The organism is Dermatobacter hominis, assembly GCF_020715685.1.
GTDB classification, from domain to species: Bacteria; Actinomycetota; Acidimicrobiia; order Acidimicrobiales; family Microtrichaceae; genus Dermatobacter; species Dermatobacter hominis.
The window spans coordinates 518,033-534,190 of the sequence record NZ_CP085840.1 but is presented as its reverse complement, the minus strand read 5'-3'; the positions used below and the strand labels follow the sequence as shown (position 1 = coordinate 534,190).

The window sequence follows — 16,158 nt, the reverse complement described above, 5'->3', positions numbered from 1 at the left end:
TCGTAAGGTCCGGGCATGAGCTTCCCGAGCACGGGCCGGTCCGCCGACGACATCCTCGCCGAGGTCGCACAGGAGCGGGCCGACGACCTGGACTGGCGGGGCGGCCGGGCCTTCAGCCTCGTCTACAACGTCGACGACCCCGAGCTCGAGGCGCTCCAGCACGAGATCGCCGCCATCTTCCTCCACGAGAACGCGCTCAACCCGTTCCGCTACCGGACGCTCCTGCGCATGGAGGGCGAGGTCATCGACATGGCCTGCTCGCTGTTCGGCGCCAGCGCCGGCTCGATGTCCTCGGGCGGCACCGAGTCGATCTTCCTCGCCGTGCAGACCGCCCGGGACCACGCCCGGGCCCGAGGCGTGACCGCCCCCGAGCTCGTCTGCGCCGAGACCGCGCACCCCGCGTTCGCCAAGGCCTGCAAGTACCTCGACGTCCGCCAGGTGCTGCTCCCGACGAGGGCCGACGGCCGTGCCGACCCCGAGCGGTTCGCCGCGGCCATGGGCCCCGACACCGCCCTCGTCGTCGTGTCGTCGCCCTGCTACCCGTTCGGCGTCATCGACCCGGTCGAGGAGATCGCCGCCATGGCGGCCGAGCGCGACCTGCTCTGCCACGTCGACGCCTGCCTCGGCGGCTACCTCCTCCCGTGGTGGGAGCGCCTCGGCGAGCCGGTGCCGCCGTGGGACTTCCGGGTCGAGGGCGTGACGTCGCTCTCCGCCGACATCCACAAGTACGGCTACGCCTACAAGGGCGCCTCCACGGTCCTCTACCGCGACGAGGACCTCTACCGACGCCAGATCTTCATGTACGACAGCTGGCCCGGCGGTCTCTACGCATCGTCCAGCTCGGCCGGCACCCGGCCCGGCCCGCCGATCGCGGGGGCCTGGGCGACGATGACCCACCTCGGCGAGGACGGCTACCTGCGGCTCGCCGAGCGTGTCCGCACCGCGATGCGGGGCTTCACCGCCGGCATCGAGGGCATCGACGGGCTCCGCATCACCTCCGATCCGGACCTCTCACTGTTCGAGTTCGGCTCGGACCCGGACCGCACGAGCGGCCCGCCGGTCGACATCGGCGGCGTCGCCGACGTGATGGACGACAAGGGCTGGAACCTCGACCGCCAGCAGGGCGGCCTCCACGTGATGCTGTCGCCGGGTCACGACAAGGTGGTCGACGCCTTCGTCACCGACCTGGCCGACGCCGTCGCCGACCACGACGCCGACCGCGGCGACGAGCACGTGTACGGCGGTGTCGTCGACCGGGCCTGACCCCGGGGGCGCGGACCCGAGCCTGCCGGCCGTCGCGAGGGCGCCCGTGGGCGCGGTGCTGTGCGGCGGGGCCAGCTCGCGGATGGGGAGCGACAAGTCCCTGTTGCCGACGCCGAACGGTCCGCTGGCCGGCGTCGTGGCCGCCGCGCTCGGCGGTGCGGGCTGCACCGCGGTCGTGCTCGTGGGCGGCGACGGCGCTGCGCTGGCCGAGGCGACCGGCATCCCATGGGTCCCCGACCTCGATCCCGGCGAGGGGCCGCTCGGCGGCGTCGCCACGGTGGCGGCGCACCACCCGGGTCGGACGGCGGTGGTCTGCGCCTGCGACCTGCCGTGGATCCGGGCGTCGGACCTGGCCGGGCTCCTCGACCCGGTCCTCGAGGGCACCGCGGACGTGGGGGTCCCGGTCGTGGGCGGCATGCCGCAGTGGTCGGCGATGGCGCTGTCGGCGCGGGCGGCGGCGGCGCTGGCGGGGGAGTTCCGGGCCGGCGAGCGGGCCCTGCACCGGGCGGTGGCCCGCAGCGGGCTGGCGGTGGCCCACGTGGTCCCCGGGCGTCCCGAGGCCGTGGCCGACGTCGACCGGCCCGAGGACCTGCCGCCGGGCTGGGACCGCCCGGACCCCGGGCCACCACGCTGAACGGCACCATGAACGCCCTTCGGCGTCGAGTCGTCGGTCCGGCACCCGGTCGGGGTAGGTTGCCGTCGTGGCCATCGAGGAGATCACCGTCGAGGAGCTGGCGGACGTGCGGGACGGCGGCGCCTTCGTGCTCGACGTGCGCAACCCCGACGAGTACGAGGAGGCGAGGGTCCCGGGCGTCACGCTCATCCCGCTGCCCGAGCTCGAGTCCCGCTACGTCGAGCTGCCGGTCGTCGACACGGTCTACGTCATCTGCCGCAGCGGAGCCCGCAGCGCCCGGGCGGCCGAGTTCCTGCAGACCAGGGGCACGAACGCCGTGAACGTCGCGGGCGGCACGCTCGCCTGGATCGACTCCGGCCGGGCGGTCGACGCCGGTCCGACGGACTGAGGCGTCCCGACGTCGTGACCGTCGGAGGGGCTGGCGAGTACACGCTCATCGAGGACGACCGTGCGTTCGCCGACCTCCTCGACCGCCTCGCCGGCCAGGACCGCTACGCGATCGACACCGAGTTCCACCGCGAGCGGACGTACTTCCCGCACGTGGCGCTGGTGCAGATCGCGGACGAACACGGCGTGGCCCTGGTCGACGCGCTGAGCGTCGACCTGACGCCGTTCTCCCGGATCCTCGACAGCGACGCCGTGGCGGTGATGCACGCCGCTCGCCAGGACATGGAGGTGCTCGAGCGCAGCACCGGCATCGTCCCGAGGCGCCTCATCGACACGCAAGTCGCGGCCGGCTTCCTCGGCTACACGAGTCCCTCGCTCTCCACGCTGCTGGAGCGGGAGCTGAAGGTGCGGGCGCTGAAGGCCGACCGCCTGACGGACTGGCTGCGCCGTCCGCTCAAGCCGGCCCAGCTCGACTACGCAGCGGCCGACGTCGCGTACCTGCTCGAGCTGCACGACGTGCTGTGGACCCGACTCACCGAGCGGGGCCGTGACCAGTGGGTGCTCGACGCCTGCGAGGAGCTGCGCACCGAGTACCGCGGCCCGCGGGATCCCGACGACGCGTGGCGCCGCATCAAGGAGCTCCGCCACCTGCGCGGCGGCACCCTGGCAGTGGCCCAGGCGGTGGCCGGGTGGCGCGAGCGCCGGGCGATCGAGACGGACCAGACGCCCCGGTTCGTGCTGTCGGACCTCGGGGTGGTGTCGGTGGCGAGCGCGGCGCCGACGACGATCGAGGAGCTGCGCTCGCTGCGCGGCGTCGACGGCCGGAGCCTCCGCGGCGGCATGGGCGACGACCTGCTGTCGGTGATCGCCGCGTCGGTCGGCAGCCGGCCGCAGCGGGCGCCGGCGCAGACGGTGCCCGAGCTGCCTGGCGAGCTGCGGCCCGCGGTGCCGCTCATCTCGGCCTGGGTGAGCCAGCTGGCGCGGGAGCTGGAGCTCGAGACGTCGATGCTCGCCACGCGTGCCGATCTCGAGGACCTGCTGCGCGGCGTGCCCGAGGCCCGGCTCACCCAGGGCTGGCGGGCCGAGCTGGTCGGGGAGCCGATCCGGCGGCTGCTCGAGGGCGAGGCCGCCCTCGCGTTCGACCGGACCGAGGGCCTGGTGCTCGAGGACCGCCAGGGTTGACGCGTCAGAGCGACGCCAGCACGACGGCCGTCGCCACCACGCACAGCACCCCGACCGCGACCCACCCGAAGCGGCGGTCGCCCCGCCGGAACCAGCGCACGGCCAGCCAGCCGACGCGCAGCAGTGGCGCGACCATGACGACGACGATGGACGCGACGGCGCTCCAGTCCGACAGCGGTTCGGGGGCGGCGACGCCGACGACGGCGAGCACGAGGGCGACGCCGACGGCGATGCGCGAGCCGAGGATGAGCGGCTCGAACCGTCCGGCCCGGGGGTCGGGGATCGGCTGGGCGTCGCTCACAGCGTGCGGCCGATCACGATCCCGGCGATGACGACGAGGATGACGGCGGTCGCCCACCGGAGGAGGGTGGGAGGGGCGCCGGTCTGCAACCGGGCGCCGGCGAGTCCGCCGAGGAACGCCCCGGCCAGCGCCGCGCTGCCGGCCTCGACGCCCAGGTCGCCCCTGATCGCGTAGACGAGCAGGCCCGTCGTGGCGGTGATGCCCAGGGTGAAGGTGGTCGTGGCCGCCGCCACCTTCACGGGGATCTTCATGATCTCGCTCATGGCCGGCGTCTTGAGGAAGCCGGCGCCGACGCCCGAGAGGCCCGACACGATCCCCGATGCGAGAGCGGCCGCCAGCCCGGCCGGCACGTGGCGGGCGTGGTACGGCACGACGTGGCCGTCGAGCACGTACTGGCCGCCCAGGGTGCCGGGCCACTCGCCGGGCACGGCCTCGGCGCCGAACGTCGCGGACGGGCGGTTGCGGATGCCGGTCCGGGAGATCGCGGCGGCGGCGCCGACGAGCGCGGCCACCCCGAGGATGCGGGCGAGCAGCACCTCGCTGACGCTGGCGGCGACCAGTGCGCCCCCGGCGGCGCCGGCCGACGCCGCGAGCTCGAAGGTCAACCCGATCCGGTGGTGGACCCGGCCCTCGTCGAGCTGCCGTCCGCCGGCCGCCAGGGACGAGGCACCGACGGTGAGCAGGCCGATCGGCGCGGCCTCGATGGGAGGCACGCCCAGCGCGAGGAGCACCGGCACGAGCAGCGTGGCGCCGCCGATCCCGACGACCGATCCGAGCAGCGCGCTGCCGGCCGCCAGCGCGGCCACGGCCAGGAGCGGGAGGGTCACCCGTCGCTGCGGTCCAGGATGCGGGCCTCGTCGGGTCCGAGGGGCGCCCCGCCGTCGGGGGCCCGCTCGCCGAGGGCCGTGCCGCCGATCCAGGCGCCTCCGGCCCCGGGCACGGCGACCTCCTCGTCGGTGAAGTTGACGAGGACCTCGACCGACGACGGCACGCCGGCGGCGGCCCCGTCGACCCAGCGGCGGTAGCGGACCACGCCGTCCGGGGCGTCGAGGAGCTCGACGCGGCCCCGGTGGAGGGCGGGCAGCCGGCGGCGGAGGTGGAGCAGCCGGCGGTAGTGCTCGAGCATCGACGCCGGGTCACCGGTCTGGCGGGCGGCGCTCAGCGCGGCGGCGTCGGGGGCGAAGGGCAGCCACGGGTCCGCGGGCCAGCCGCACTGCGCGCCGTCGTCCCACGGGATCGGGGCGCGGCAGCCGTCGCGGCCGCCGGGGTCCACGACGCGCTCGGGGGGCACGACGGCGTCCTGCAGGCCGAGCTCCTCGCCCTGGTACAGGAACGGGGTGCCCCGCAGCGTGAGGAGCAGGACGGCGGCGGCCCGGGCCCGGGCCTCGGTGCCGTAGCGGGTGCGGTGGCGGACGACGTCGTGGTTCGACAGGACCCAGCACGGCCAGCCGTCGACCGGTTCGTAGAGCTCGATCGCGCTGGCGATCTCGTCGGTCCACACCGCCGCGTCCCAGGGCGAGTGCAGGGCGGGGATGTTGAAGCCGAGGTGGAGCTCGTCGCCGTGGCCGAGGAAGTCGACGACGCGCTCGCGCTCGAAGACGTAGGTCTCGCCGATGAGGACCGGCGGGCGCCCGAATCGGTCGGTGGCGGCCCGCAGCTCCTTGAGGCGCACGTGCACGCCCGGCCCGTGGTCGAGGACGCAGGCCGGGATGCCGACGAGCTCGGGCGGGGTGTCCACGTCGAGCTGCTTGCCGACCGAGTGCACGACGTCGATGCGGAACCCGTCGACGCCGCGGTCGCTCCAGAACCGGAGCACGTCGGTCATGGCCGCGGCGACCTCGGGGTTGTTCCAGTCGACGTCGGGCTGCTCGGGGAGGAAGAGGTGCAGGTAGTACTGGTCCGTCGTCGGGTCGAAGGTCCACGCGGGGTAGTCGCCGAAGGCGGCGCGCCAGTCGGTCGGCGGCCCGCCGTCGGGGGCGGGGTCGCGCCACACGTACCAGTCGCGCTTCGGGTCCTGGCGCGACGAGCGGGACTCGGCGAACCACGGGTGGTGGTCCGAGGTGTGGCCGGGCACGAAGTCGAGGACGACCTTGAGGCCCATCCCGTGCGCCACCTCGACGAGGCGGTCGGCGTCGCCGAGCTCGCCGAAGAGGGGGTCGACGTCGCAGTGGTCCGAGATGTCGTAGCCGAAGTCGGCCATCGGGGAGCGGAAGAACGGGGAGAACCAGACGGCGTCGACGCCGAGGTCCCGGAGGTGGCCGAGGTGGGCCGTCGCGCCCGCCAGGTCGCCGACGCCGTCACCGCTCGCGTCGGCGAAGCTGCGGGGGTACACCTGGTACACCACCCCGCTGCGCCACCATCGGGGATCGGGCTGGTCGGGTCGGTCCTGCGTCGTCACGCGGTCACACTATCCACGTGTCGTCGGCCGGCCCGGGCCCGTCCCGGAGCCCGTCGAGGGCCCGTGGAATGCCCGGCGGGGAGGGGGGAAGAGGCCGTCGGGGACGGGGGAGGAGGCCCGTCGGGGCGCCTGGGGGTACAACCGGGTCTCCCGGCGCTCGCGCTACACTTGAACGTCCGGTCGTTGATGACGGGGAGTGCTCTGTGAAGAAGGGTCGGCATCGCCGCTACGAAGAAGCCCGGGCCTTGAAGCGCGGCCCGGATCTGGACATCGAGGCCATCTTCACCGACCTGGAGTCCGATCGCCCGCCTGCCGCCCCGGACGACGTCGAGGTGCCCTACGACGACGTCGACGAGGACGATCCCGACCGCTACGACGAGCGGGACTGAGCCAGCAGGGCCCTGATCTCCTCCGGTCCGGCCTCCGCCGGGAGCCGGAGGCCGCCGTGGGGCAGGAGCGACGCCCACGGGGCGTCGTCGACGTCGCCGTGCGGCGGGAGCACCGGACGCCCGCGGACCGCGAGCCCGGCCGGACCCGCGCCCGGCACCGCGGGGTGCCGGAACGACAGCGTGCGGCACCACAGGCCGCCGTCGCTGAGCGTCAGCACCCGCGGCCGCTCCATCGCCTCGACGACGCGCAGCACGCTGCGGTGCAGCGCTCGCGTCCACTCGTCGGCCAGGCCGACGAGGTCCTCGGGCAGGAAGGGCTCACGGGCCCGGCGCCGGACGGCGAGCACGGGCTCCATCTTCGCCTTGCGGTGACCGCCGCGGACCCGGGCCGCCGAGCGGCCGGTGAGGCGGCGGGGCCGGATCCCGACCAGGCGGCTGTCGGCGCGCCAGCCGGCGGCGTCCTGTGCGACCGCCAGGATGCGGGCCGCGTCGGCCTCGTCGACCCGTTCGCCGGTGGGGCCGCGCAGGGCCTTGGACGCGGCGGCGATCGACTCCAGCGCGTCGACGAGCAGCTGGTTCTCGACGGTGTCGAAGCTCCGCTCGGTGGTCATGCAGACGAACACGTCGTCGTTGCCGAGGGCGTTGGCCCGGGCCGTGATGGTCTCGGCCCACATGATCGGGCCCCGCACCGAGTTGATGCAGCGCTCGGCCGAGTTGCTGACCGTCGTCGGGAGCGTCCGGATTCGCAGCTCCATGCCCTCGAGCAAGTGGGCCGCCTCGTCCGACGCCGCCAGCGCGATGGCGGTCGCGTCGCCGAGGGTGGCGCCGTCGATCCCGGTGAGGGCCGTCGCGCAGGCGATCGCCGGGGAGCGCGGCGATCGGCGCCGCCAGAGCTCGGCGGTGGGGGTCCGGTCCGTGGTCCCCGTCGTCCGCGACGGGTGCTGGATCGCCGGCCGGGCCGGCGACGACCGCGTCGTCCACGGTCAGCCGACCAGTTCCTCGCCCAGGAGCTCGGCGACGACCCGGCGGGCCTCCTGCTGCTCGGGCGGGTCCAGCTGCTTCGCCACCGTCCGGTAGAGGCTGACGGCGGTGTGCTCGTCGATGCCCTCGAACTGCGGCAGGAAGAAGGCGTAGAACACCTCGAACAGCATCCGCGACTCGGAGATGTCGTCGCGGCTGCGGCGGCTGACGTAGCGCATGGCGTCGACGTAGATGGCCGGGCCGAGGTTGTTGAGCTGGCGAAGTGGCAGCAGCTTCTTCACGAGCTCGCCCTCGCCCTCGAGGAGCCGCTCGTAGGCCCAGTCGGGCGGCGTCGTCACCTCGATGAAGGCGAAGCGGCGCATGAGCGCGTACGACATGTCGAACAGCAGGTGCTTGTCGAGCGCGTTCATCGTGGCGATGATCCGCCAGCTGGCCGGGAGCCGGATGGGGTCGGTCTCACCGGGGGGCTCGACGCCGTGCGGGACGAGCGAGATCGGCTTGATCTGCCCGCTGCGGCGGAAGGGGAGGACGACCGCCGAGCCCGACAGGACGGTGAACAGCTGGCCGAAGGCCCGGTCGAAGTTCGAGCGGTTGAGCTCGTCGATCACGAGCCACTTGCCGGTCTCGATCGCCTCGACGAACAGGCCGGGACGGAAGATGAGCCCCTCGGGCGTGGGCTGGAGGCCGCCGATGGTCTCGAAGGTGGTCCACTCCGAGGTGGCGGTCGTCGGCTGGTAGCCGGTGCAGAGCATCGAGTGGCGGCCCAGCTCGGCCGCCAGGTAGGCGAGCGTGGTCTTCCCGGTGCCGGGTGGTCCGGTCAGGATGACGTGCTTGCCGGCGTCGAGGGCGGCGACCAGCTGGTCGACGACGTAGGGAGGGAAGATCATCCCCTCCTGCTCGGCGACCCGGGTCAGTTCGGGGGCGGAGAACGCGGTCACACCTGACAGTTCGGCGCGGTCCGGACCCGCCTTGAGGAACGGGTGGGAGTCGGTTCAGGGAGCGCCGAGGGCCTGGCGGCGGCGGACCGCCGGGTGCGGCAGCCATGTGACCCCGGCCGCGGGCCCGTCGTCGACGCCGAGGTGCTCCCGGAGCCGGTCGTAGACGGCCTGCCCGACGAGCCCGACGATGTCGTCGCGGCACGTCGTCACGAGCGGTTCGTGGGCGGTGAACGCCTCAGGTGCCTCGGTGCACCACCAGTGGAACTCGAGGCCGCCCTCGCCCCAGTCGCGGCGTCGCCACTCCCGGACCGTGTGGGTGGTGTGGCCGACCTCGTCGGTGTGGTACTCGAGGCGGATCGGCACCTGCCAGCAGACCTCGGGCTTCCAGTCCATCGGCCGCTCGCCGGCGTCGAGCGCGGCGACGTGGAGGGCGCAGCCCGCGCCGCGGTGGAAGTCGGTGCGGTTGAGCAGGATGCACGCGCCGTCGTGGACGCGGGTGACCCAGTCGCCGTCCTCGTTGCGGGTGATGGCGCCGCCGGCGGCGCGGGGCCTCCTTGCGCAGCTGCCACTGGTCCTTGCTCAGCCGGCCGATCAGCTCGCGCACGCGCACCCGGTCGGGCTTGTCGGCGAAGTGGGCGCCGAACGAGCAGCACCCGTGCCCGAGGTCGGACGCGTCCTCGTCGAGCACCCCCTTGCAGCCGTCGCCGAAGATGCAGCGGTAGGGGCTCATCAGGAACGTGGCGTCGAACATCCAGGTGTCGCCGTCGTGCTCGAAGCTGACCCACTGCCGGGTGCTCGTGTCGTCGGCGCCCGGCGGCGGGGGTTCGACCGGGGCGGGGGGAGGAGCCACTCGCCGAGACTACCGACGTGGCACGACCACCGATGTCACCCGGAGGTGGTAGAGGTTGCCCCCATGGCAGGCGAGTTCGACGACATCCGGGGCCGGCTCGAGGTCATCGCGGAGGAGCTGGCCGACCTGGCCATCGTCCGGCTCCGCGAGTCGATCGACGCCGGCGGCCACGAGCTCCCGGTCGACGAGAAGCGCCTGACCCGGGCGCGACGCGCGGTGGAGAAGGCGATCAACCTGCTCGACGAGCCCGACGACGTGGCCTGAGCGGTCCGGGCCGGTCGGAGCCGCCGTCGGCGCGCGCTCGTCCACGGGGGCTGTGACGCACGGCAACCCGGTGGGGGCGCGTCGGTCGGGCCGGTAGGTTCGGTCCGTGGGCAAGGTCAGGGACGGCATCGACGACGTGATCCGGGACTGGGTCGGTCGCCAGCACCTCTTCTTCGTCGCCACCGCGCCGTCGGGCGACGGCGGGCACGTGAACCTCTCGCCGAAGGGCATGGGCGACACGTTCGCCTTCCTCGAGGGCGACCGCTGCGCCTACCTCGACCTCACCGGCAGCGGCGCCGAGACGGTGGCGCACCTCCGCCAGAACGGTCGGATCACGTTGATGTGGTGCGCGTTCGACGGGCCGCCGCGCATCGTCCGCTTCCACGGCACGGGTCGTGTCGTGCTGCCGGGCGACGACGGCTGGGACGAGCTGGTCGGCCACTTCGGACCGCACCGCGGCGCCCGCTCGGTGATCGTGGTCGACGTCGACCGCGTCGGCGACTCGTGCGGCTACTCGGTGCCGCTGATGGACTACGTCGCCGACCGCACGCGGCTCGACGACTGGGCCTCGAACCGCAGCGACGAGGAGCTCGACGCCTACCGGGCGCGGAAGAACGCCGTGAGCATCGACGGCCTCCCCGCGTTCGACGTTCCCGTCGAGCCGGCCTGAGCAGGGCTGCGGCACCCGGTCACGCTGGGCGCCGTGGACGACGTCAGAACGTGTTGATCACCCGGATCATGGCGTGCAGGCGCGCGTACTCGTTGTTGATGAACCGGAACCGGATCCGGTGCATCGACAGGGCGTCGCCGTCGGCGATCTCGACCGGGGCGGGTTCGGTCCGCTCGATCTCGCCCGACGCCACGATGTCGGAGAACTGCTCGTTGAGCTGGGCGAGCTGCTCGTCGGTCGGCTCCTTCCGGAGCCGGAGCACCAGGCGGCCGCCGACGTAGCGGATCGAGTCGAAGACCCGGTAGAAGCGGGTCAGGTGCTCGATGGCGTCGCCGACGTCCGAGGTGATGTGGAACAGGTCGAGGTCGTCGCGGCGGATGAGGCGCGAGTCGAGGAGCTCGACCTCGAGGAAGTGGCGGAAGCTGCGCCAGTAGGCGTCGCCCTCGGGCTCGAACAGCACGATGGGAGCCGGCACCTCGCGACCGGTCTGCAGGAGGGTCAGCAGCTCGAAGGTCTCGTCCATGGTCCCGTACCCGCCGGGGAACATGACGTACGCGGAGGCCTCCTTCATGAAGGTCAGCTTCCGGTTGAAGAAGTACTTGAAGTTGATGACCTTGCCGTCGTTGACCATCACGCCCCCGCCGGCCGGCTCGAACGGCAGGACGATGTTGACGGCGAAGCTGTTCTCGGTGCCCGCGCCCTCGATCCCGGCGGTCATGATCCCGGGCCCGCCACCGGTGATGACCATCCAGCCCTCGTCCGCGATCGCCCGGCCGACGGCCCGGGCCGCGCCGTAGGCCGGCTCGTCGATGCCGGTGCGGGCCGAGCCGAAGATCGCGAGCTTGCGGACCGAGCGGTACGGGTCGAAGACGTGGAAGGCGTAGCGCATCTCCTTGAGGGTGGAGTTGGCGATCTTCAGGTCGCCCCGCGACAGGCCCTCCTTCGCCATCCGCAGCACCGACGTCATCAGCTCGAACGCGAGGTCCTGGTTGCTGTCGACGCCCGCGTCGGCGAGCAGCTCCTCGACGCGGGCGTCGAGGTCGTCGTCACCGGTCCGGTACCTGGGTCTGCGCTCGGCCATCGGTCGATCACGGTACCGGTGCCGGGGCGTCGGACGGTCACGCCGGGCGGGGCTGCGGTGGGGCCGTGGGTCGCACCCTCCGGCCGTCTCCCGTGGGAAGATCCGCGCCGGTCGACGAGGGTGCGGTGCTGGATCCGCACGGACGCGGAAGGGGGGTGACGTGGACGACGGGTCGAGCGGCGCTGGGACGGTCGAGGTCGTCGCGCCCGTGGCGCCACGATCGGACTTCGACCTGCTGTTCGCGCGCACCTATCCGGCGGTCGTCGGGCTGGCCCGCCGCGTGCTCGACCGCGACCGCACCGCGCCGGCGGCGTCCGACCCCGCCGCGGACGAGGTGGCGGTCGAGGCGCTCTGCCGGGCCCGGGTGCACCACCTCCGGGACACCGACCGGGCGGCGCAGCGCATCGTGGGCTGGGCGGGCCGAGCTCTGCCTCGCCCGCCTGATCGGCCACCCCGGCCACGTGGCGCTCCCCGACGGCGCCCGCGCCGACCAGCTGCTGCCGGCCGACCTCCTCGAGGACGGCGTCGGCGCCGAGTGGGACGTCCACGGGCTCGCGCTGTGGGAGCTGCAGGAGGCCCTGTCGGGCGCCCGCCGCGTGGACCGGCGCGTCGGCGTGGTGTGCCTGGGCTGCGGGCTGCCGCCGTGGCAGGCCGCCGCGCTGCTCGGGATGGCCCCGGCCGCGGTCGACGAGAGCCTGGCCCGCATCGGGACCCGCCTGGCCGACCGGCGACGGGTGTCGGCCGAGGTCGAGAGCCCGCTCGACGCCCGCCTGGGGGACCAGTGAGCGAGGTCAGCGACCTCGAGGTCGTCGACACGCCCGCCGGACCGGCCGGCACCGGACCGGCGGGTGGGGGCTCGGGCGACGGGGACCGGGGCGCGCCGCGCGTCGACGGGTCCGACGGCGCCGAGGGGCCGGAGCCGTCGCCGGCGTCGGTCGTGCTGGCCGGCCTCGCCGTGCCGGGGCTCGACCTCGACGAGGCCCGCCACCTCGTGGGGGTGCGGGCCGGGCGCCGGCTGCGCCGCCGCCGGGCCGTGCTCGGCGGGGTGGGGGCCGTGTGCGCCGTCGCGCTCGGGGTGCTGCTGTGGCCGCACCCCGACCCCGAGGAGATCAACGCCGACGGCGACCGCACGACGACCACGACGACGACGATCGCCCCGGCCACGACGGCGCCCGTGGTCGTCACGACGGTGCCGATGACCACGGTGCCGACCTCGACGACGACCGGCCCGACGCTGACCACGGTCCCGGTCACGACCGCACCCCCGACGACCGTGCCGCCCAACCAGGTGATGACGGCCTCGGCGACGCTCGTCGACGCCGAGGGCCGGCCGACCACGACCCCCGCGGCCGGCCAGGCGGTGGTCCTGCAGGTGACGTGGAGCGATCCCGACGTCGTCGACGCGGCGGCGGTCGGGGCGACGGCGGACTTCGGCGACCCGGCGATCACGCTGCCGGTCGCGGCGAGCGCGGAGCGGCCGCCGTGCGACGGCCGGGGCACGGGCGCGAACGGCACCATCGCGGTGCCGTTCCGCTATGCGACGCCCACCGCGGAGGGGGCCTCGACGGTGATCCGGGTCGAGGTCACGGCGTGCGACGGGAACGGGGCGTACGGCGAGCGCCAGCGGATCGACGTGCCGGTGCGCGTGGCCGCCCCGGCACCGGGCACGCGTGCGGTCGTCGTCGGCGGGGGCGACGGCCGGTCGCCCGACGCGGCCGAGGTGCTCGCTGCGGCGGGGGCGCTCCTGACGCCGCCGCGGGTGCCCGACCTCGCGCAGGTGCTCCCCGACGGCACCACCCGGGCGACCGTCGCCACGATCCCCACGACCTACTCGGGCGGGATGCTCCTGCGCTGGGGCTCGACCTGCCAGGCGACCGCCAGCGCCGTCACGGCGGGGACCGGCACCGTGACGACGGTGCTGGTGCCGGGCCTGGCGACCTGTCCCGGTCAGGCCGGGGCGGTGGCGGGCACGGGGTCGCCGACCCGGCCGTAGAGCGTCGTGCGCTGCACGAGCGTGCGGCCGAGCGGTGCGAGCAGGTCCCGGAAGTCCTCGGCGGTGGCCATCGTGCCGTGCTCGGCGCCCGCGGCCCGACTGATGTTCTCGTCCATCAGCGTGCCGCCGAGGTCGTCGACGCCGGCCTGGAGCAGCTGCCCCACGCCGGCGAGCCCGAGCTTCACCCACGACGCCTGCACGTGGTCGATCGTGTCCCGGTAGGTGATCCGGGCGATCGCGTGCATGAGCACGACCTCCCGGAAGGTCGGACCGCGCCGGGAGCGGTGCTGGAGGTAGAGCGGCGCGGCCATGTGCACGAACGGCAGGCCGACGAACTCGGTGAAGCCGCCGGTCTCCTTCTGGAGGTCGCGGGTCAGGAGGAGGTGGCGGGCCCAGCTCCGGGGCTGCTCGACGGTGCCGAACATGATCGTGACGTTGCTGTTGAGCCCGACGGAGTGGGCGGTGCGGTGCGCCTCGAGCCACTCCTCCGTGTTGATCTTGTCCGGGCAGATGACGGCCCGGACGTCGTCGTCGAGGATCTCGGCCGCGGTGCCGGGCAGCGTCCGGAGCCCCGCCTCCTTCAGCCGCGTGAGGTAGTCGGCGAGCGGCTCGTCCAGGCGTCGGGCGCCCTCGGTCACCTCGAGGGCGGTGAAGCCGTGGACGTGCATGTCGGGCACGGCGTCCTTCACGGCCCGGGCGACGTCGATGTAGTAGTCGCCGTCGAAGTCGGGGTGGATGCCGCCCTGCAGGCAGACCTCGGTCGCTCCCTCGGCAGCGGCCTCGACGGCGCGCTGGGCGATGTCGTCGAGGGTCAGCAGGTAGGGGTTGCCGCGGAGGTTCAGGCTCAGCGGTCCCTTGGAGAAGCCGCAGAACCGGCACTTGAAGGTGCAGACGTTCGTGTAGTTGATGTTGCGGTTGCGGACGTAGGTGACCTCGTCGCCCACGATCGCCCGGCGCAGCTCGTCCGCGACGGCGGCCACGGCCGCCACCTCGGGGCCGCGGGCTGCGAACAGCGTGAGGATCTCGTCCTCGCCGACCTCCTGGCCGGTGCGCACGCCGTCGAGCACCTCGGCGACCGGACCGGTGACGCGCTCGGACGGGGCGGGGACGAGGACCGGCGGTGCGACGGGCGCGCCCGAGTACCACTGCGTGGAGCGGGGGCCGACCAGCGTGACCTCGGCGTCGTCGCCGACGGGGGTGATCGACGCGACCTTCTGGGGGAACTGGGCGCCGGGATCGTCGCGGCCGAGCCCCTCGGCGTCGGAGCGGTCGAGCACGGCGAAGTGCAGGCCCTCGTCGAGCCAGCGCTGCGGGTCCAGCGCGAACTCCGGGTGGACGGTCAGCCTCGGGGCCAGGCTGTGGCCGCGCGCCTCGGTGACCTCGCGAAGGCGGTCGAGGTCGGGCCACGGGCGCTCGGGGTTGACGTGGTCGGCGGTGACGGGCGAGACGCCGCCCCAGTCGTCGATGCCGGCGTCGAGCAGGACCCCGAAGTCGTCCGACAGGTTCGGCGGCGCCTGGAGGTGGATCTCGGGCGGCAGGATCAGCCGGGCGAGGGCGATGGCGTCGAGGTACACGTCGGGTGGGCACGGCGGCGCGAGGTGCATGGCGGTGCCGTCCTTCGGGAGGAAGTTCTGGACGATCACCTCCTGGACGTGGCCGTGCCGGCGGTGCGACGCGGCGATCGCCTCGAGCGCGTCGATGCGGTCCTGCCGGGACTCGCCGATGCCGACGAGGATCCCGGTGGTGAACGGGATCGCCAGCTCGCCCGCCGCCTCGAGGGTCGCCAGCCGGCGGGCCGGCTCCTTGTCGGGGGCGCCGCGGTGGGCGGGGAGGTCGGGGTTGAGCGACTCGACCATCATCCCCTGCGACGGCGAGACCGCCCGCAGCAGCGCGAGGTCCTCGTGGGAGAGGGCACCGGCGTTGGCGTGGGGGAGCAGGCCGGTCTCGTCGAGCACCAGCCGGCACATGGCGGCGAGGTACTCGACGGTCGAGGCGTAGCCCCGCTCCGCGAGCCACTCCCGTGCCACCGGGTAGCGGTCCTCGGGCGCCTCGCCCAGCGTGAACAGCGCCTCGTGGCAGCCGCGGCGTGCGCCGGCGCGGGCGATGCGCAGCACCTCCTCCGGCTCGAGGAACGGCGAGGTGAGCCGCGCCGGCGGCTGGGCGAACGTGCAGTAGCCGCAGCGGTCGCGGCACAGCATCGTCAGCGGGATGAAGACCTTGGGGGAGTAGGTGGTGCGGGTCCCGTGGGCCGCGTCGCGCACGGCCCGGGCCCGGGCCATCAGCTCGTCGAGCGGCAGCGCCGCCGGGTCGTCCGCGCCGGGGGCGAGGGGTGTCAGCTCGGTCATCCGTCGTCCCTTTCGGCGCGGCCCGGACCGGGCCGGCTCGCGATGTCGGTCGGGGTGAAGTCCTCGTCGCACGTCGGGCAGTGGAACCCGAGGTGGATCTCGGTGCCGCACGGCTCGTGCACGAGCAGCGTCGGTGCGCCGTCGGGGCCGCTCAGCCAGCGGTCGCCCCACTGCATGAGCGCCACCAGGATCGGCGACAGCTGGAGGCCCATCGCGGTCAGCCGGTACTCGTCCCGGGGCGGGTGGTCCTGGTACCGGCGACGGGTCAGCACGCCCGCGTCGACGAGCTTGCGGAGGCGGTCGGCCAGCACGGCGCGGGGGATCTCGAGGTCGCGACGGAGCTCGTCGAAGCGTCGCAGGCCGCGGAAGGCGTCGCGCAGGATGAGGATCGTCCAGCGGTCGCCGACGATGTCGAGCGATCGGGCGATCGAGCACGCCGGGTCGTGGTCGGGGAGGGCCTCTGGCAGTGCCACGGCGGGCAC

The 16,158-nt window shown here is 74.1% G+C and carries 18 protein-coding genes; 9 read left to right on the top strand and 9 right to left on the bottom strand.

The genetic code is table 11. The annotated features are described in order from the left end of the window. Positions 1–15: 15 nt before the first annotated feature. The 4 genes from LH044_RS02595 (at position 16) to LH044_RS02580 (ending at position 3,466) form a co-directional block, all read left to right on the top strand. Positions 16–1,263, top strand: a complete 1,248-nt coding sequence (locus LH044_RS02595) for a pyridoxal phosphate-dependent decarboxylase family protein (RefSeq protein WP_227758238.1) — start codon at positions 16–18, stop codon at positions 1,261–1,263. Then, positions 1,244–1,897 carry a molybdenum cofactor guanylyltransferase gene (gene mobA, locus LH044_RS02590; RefSeq protein WP_309568852.1) on the top strand — a complete coding sequence of 218 codons (654 nt, stop codon included), beginning with the start codon at positions 1,244–1,246 and terminating at the stop codon, positions 1,895–1,897. The genes LH044_RS02595 and mobA overlap by 20 nt, the downstream gene beginning before the upstream one ends. A 73-nt stretch (positions 1,898–1,970) precedes the next feature. Continuing rightward, a complete protein-coding gene (locus tag LH044_RS02585; protein ID WP_374210584.1) occupies positions 1,971–2,285 on the top strand; it encodes a rhodanese-like domain-containing protein in 315 nt (104 codons plus the stop codon). Positions 2,286–2,299: 14 nt separating this feature from the next. Further along, positions 2,300–3,466, top strand: coding sequence for a ribonuclease D (locus LH044_RS02580; RefSeq protein WP_227758235.1), 1,167 nt, complete (start codon positions 2,300–2,302; stop codon positions 3,464–3,466). Between the two features lie 4 nt (positions 3,467–3,470). Here LH044_RS02580 and LH044_RS02575 read toward each other — a convergent pair whose 3' ends face one another. Genes LH044_RS02575 through LH044_RS02565 form a run of 3 tightly spaced genes read right to left on the bottom strand, consistent with a single transcriptional unit; the run spans position 3,471 to position 6,165 of the window. After that, on the bottom strand, positions 3,471–3,767 hold the full coding sequence (locus tag LH044_RS02575; RefSeq protein WP_227758234.1) for a hypothetical protein: 297 nt from the start codon (positions 3,765–3,767) through the stop codon (positions 3,471–3,473). Then, positions 3,764–4,594 carry a sulfite exporter TauE/SafE family protein gene (locus tag LH044_RS02570; RefSeq protein ID WP_227758233.1) on the bottom strand — a complete coding sequence of 277 codons (831 nt, stop codon included), beginning with the start codon at positions 4,592–4,594 and terminating at the stop codon, positions 3,764–3,766. Before LH044_RS02570 ends, LH044_RS02575 begins: the two co-directional genes overlap by 4 nt. After that, positions 4,591–6,165, bottom strand: coding sequence for an alpha-amylase family glycosyl hydrolase (locus LH044_RS02565; RefSeq protein WP_227758232.1), 1,575 nt, complete (start codon positions 6,163–6,165; stop codon positions 4,591–4,593). The genes LH044_RS02570 and LH044_RS02565 overlap by 4 nt, the downstream gene beginning before the upstream one ends. A 245-nt stretch (positions 6,166–6,410) precedes the next feature. Between LH044_RS02565 and LH044_RS02560 the strand changes: the two genes are divergently transcribed. Continuing rightward, positions 6,411–6,554: a hypothetical protein gene (locus LH044_RS02560; protein ID WP_227758231.1), complete on the top strand. Its 144-nt coding sequence runs from the start codon at positions 6,411–6,413 to the stop codon at positions 6,552–6,554. Here LH044_RS02560 and LH044_RS02555 read toward each other — a convergent pair. The 3 genes from LH044_RS02555 to LH044_RS02545 form a co-directional block, all read right to left on the bottom strand. Continuing rightward, positions 6,536–7,309 carry a hypothetical protein gene (locus LH044_RS02555; RefSeq protein ID WP_227758230.1) on the bottom strand — a complete coding sequence of 258 codons (774 nt, stop codon included), beginning with the start codon at positions 7,307–7,309 and terminating at the stop codon, positions 6,536–6,538. The two genes, LH044_RS02560 and LH044_RS02555, sit on opposite strands and share 19 nt — an antisense overlap. Positions 7,310–7,537: 228 nt before the next feature. Next, on the bottom strand, positions 7,538–8,422 hold the full coding sequence (locus tag LH044_RS02550) for an AAA family ATPase (protein ID WP_227758229.1): 885 nt from the start codon (positions 8,420–8,422) through the stop codon (positions 7,538–7,540). 105 nt (positions 8,423–8,527) lie between these two features. Next, on the bottom strand, positions 8,528–9,001 hold the full coding sequence (locus LH044_RS02545; protein WP_508619039.1) for a DUF3109 family protein: 474 nt from the start codon (positions 8,999–9,001) through the stop codon (positions 8,528–8,530). A 385-nt stretch (positions 9,002–9,386) separates the two neighbouring features. Here LH044_RS02545 and LH044_RS02540 point away from each other — a divergent pair, with 385 nt between their 5' ends. Both LH044_RS02540 and LH044_RS02535 read left to right on the top strand, forming a co-directional pair. Beyond that, entirely contained in the window at positions 9,387–9,587 is a 201-nt protein-coding gene (locus LH044_RS02540) for a hypothetical protein (RefSeq protein ID WP_227758227.1), read from the top strand. 106 nt (positions 9,588–9,693) lie between these two features. Continuing rightward, positions 9,694–10,257: a pyridoxamine 5'-phosphate oxidase family protein gene (locus LH044_RS02535; protein ID WP_227758226.1), complete on the top strand. Its 564-nt coding sequence runs from the start codon at positions 9,694–9,696 to the stop codon at positions 10,255–10,257. Positions 10,258–10,300: 43 nt separating this feature from the next. Here the strand turns inward: LH044_RS02535 and LH044_RS02530 are convergent, their stop codons facing one another. Then, entirely contained in the window at positions 10,301–11,338 is a 1,038-nt protein-coding gene (locus LH044_RS02530) for an LOG family protein (protein ID WP_227758225.1), read from the bottom strand. 461 nt (positions 11,339–11,799) lie between these two features. Between LH044_RS02530 and LH044_RS02525 the strand changes: the two genes are divergently transcribed. Together LH044_RS02525 and LH044_RS02520 are read left to right on the top strand one after the other, a co-directional pair. After that, positions 11,800–12,123, top strand: coding sequence for a hypothetical protein (locus LH044_RS02525; protein WP_227758224.1), 324 nt, complete (start codon positions 11,800–11,802; stop codon positions 12,121–12,123). Continuing rightward, positions 12,120–13,331, top strand: coding sequence for a hypothetical protein (locus tag LH044_RS02520; protein WP_227758223.1), 1,212 nt, complete (start codon positions 12,120–12,122; stop codon positions 13,329–13,331). Before LH044_RS02525 ends, LH044_RS02520 begins: the two co-directional genes overlap by 4 nt. Here the strand turns inward: LH044_RS02520 and LH044_RS02515 are convergent. Beyond that, the gene (locus LH044_RS02515; protein WP_227758222.1) at positions 13,286–15,676 is read right to left on the bottom strand and encodes a bifunctional FO biosynthesis protein CofGH; all 2,391 of its coding nucleotides are present in this window, start codon (positions 15,674–15,676) and stop codon (positions 13,286–13,288) included. The genes LH044_RS02520 and LH044_RS02515 overlap by 46 nt on opposite strands. After that, positions 15,673–16,149, bottom strand: coding sequence for a winged helix-turn-helix transcriptional regulator (locus LH044_RS02510; RefSeq protein WP_227758221.1), 477 nt, complete (start codon positions 16,147–16,149; stop codon positions 15,673–15,675). Before LH044_RS02510 ends, LH044_RS02515 begins: the two co-directional genes overlap by 4 nt. Positions 16,150–16,158: the final 9 nt, after the last annotated feature.

Excerpts from the sequence above, each read along its gene's own strand:
- LH044_RS02595 (WP_227758238.1), top strand. The coding sequence starts at position 16 with ATGAGCTTCCCGAGCACGGGCCGGTCCGCCGACGACATCCTCGCCGAG.
- LH044_RS02555 (WP_227758230.1), bottom strand. The coding sequence starts at position 7,309 with ATGGAGCTGCGAATCCGGACGCTCCCGACGACGGTCAGCAACTCGGCC.
- LH044_RS02550 (WP_227758229.1), bottom strand. The coding sequence starts at position 8,422 with ATGATCTTCCCTCCCTACGTCGTCGACCAGCTGGTCGCCGCCCTCGAC.
- LH044_RS02540 (WP_227758227.1), top strand. The coding sequence starts at position 9,387 with ATGGCAGGCGAGTTCGACGACATCCGGGGCCGGCTCGAGGTCATCGCG.
- LH044_RS02530 (WP_227758225.1), bottom strand. The coding sequence starts at position 11,338 with ATGGCCGAGCGCAGACCCAGGTACCGGACCGGTGACGACGACCTCGAC.
- LH044_RS02515 (WP_227758222.1), bottom strand. The coding sequence starts at position 15,676 with ATGACCGAGCTGACACCCCTCGCCCCCGGCGCGGACGACCCGGCGGCG.